The sequence below is a fragment of the Streptomyces mayteni genome (assembly GCF_054783955.1).
Genome location: NZ_BAAGPR010000274.1, coordinates 1 through 890 on the forward strand (window position 1 = coordinate 1; position 890 = coordinate 890).

Consider the following 890-nt stretch of genomic DNA (forward strand, 5'->3'; position numbering starts at 1 on the left):
CGGAGGCCGATATCGGTCTGGTGGGGTATGAGATGGCGTTGCTGGTGGATCGTGCCGGTACGGTTCTGACGCCCGACCTCCGCGCCGAACTCCAGGGCTCCCTGCTGAACTGAGACAAAGCTCCCCCCACATGAGCACCACCAACTGAATTGCCGACCTGAGGTATCGCTCGGAGGAGCTATGATCACCCCGCCACCTTCGCAGGGCCCGTACGGTGCCTCGCATCACTACGGGTCCTATGACGACGAGGGCGATCAGCCCCTGGTGCGTCCGTACGCGATGACCGGTGGCCGGACGAGGCCGCGGTACCAGTTGGCCATCGAGGCGCTGGTGAGCACCACGGCGGATCCGGTGCAGCTCCAGGGTCTGCTGCCGGAGCACCAGCGGATCTGCCAGCTCTGCCTGGAGGTCAAGTCGGTGGCCGAGGTCTCGGCGCTCCTGGGGATGCCGCTGGGGGTGGCCCGGATTCTGGTGGCGGACCTGGCCGAGGCGGGCCTGGTCGCCATTCACCAGCCGGGTCATGACGGGGATCCGGGTGGTCAGCCTGATGTGACACTGCTCGAAAGGGTGCTCAGTGGACTTCGCAAGCTCTAGCGGTCCGGGCCGGCCGGCTCCGCCTCGAGCCACGACCTCCGCGAAGATCGTGATCGCGGGTGGGTTCGGGGTGGGGAAGACCACGTTTGTGGGGTCGGTTTCGGAGATCAATCCGCTGCGGACCGAGGCGGTGATGACGTCCGCGTCCGCGGGGATCGACGATCTGACGCACACGAGCGGCAAGACCACCACGACGGTGGCGATGGACTTCGGTCGTATCACCCTGGACCAGGACCTGATCCTGTACCTGTTCGGTACGCCGGGTCAGGACCGTTTCTGGTTCATGTGGGACGACC

Annotated in this window: 2 protein-coding genes and 1 pseudogene; all 3 read left to right on the top strand. The window is 66.1% G+C overall.

The features are described 5' to 3' along the window. Positions 1–113 (top strand): annotated as a pseudogene (locus ACYVPE_RS39870) (roadblock/LC7 domain-containing protein); the annotation flags it as partial. Between the two features lie 70 nt (positions 114–183). Then, positions 184–594 (top strand): DUF742 domain-containing protein, encoded by a 411-nt coding sequence (locus ACYVPE_RS39875; RefSeq protein WP_394814914.1) that lies wholly within the window; start codon positions 184–186, stop codon positions 592–594. Then, the coding region (locus ACYVPE_RS39880) for a GTP-binding protein (protein ID WP_461038737.1) at positions 575–890 on the top strand (316 nt) is incomplete at its 3' end. The genes ACYVPE_RS39875 and ACYVPE_RS39880, both read left to right, overlap by 20 nt.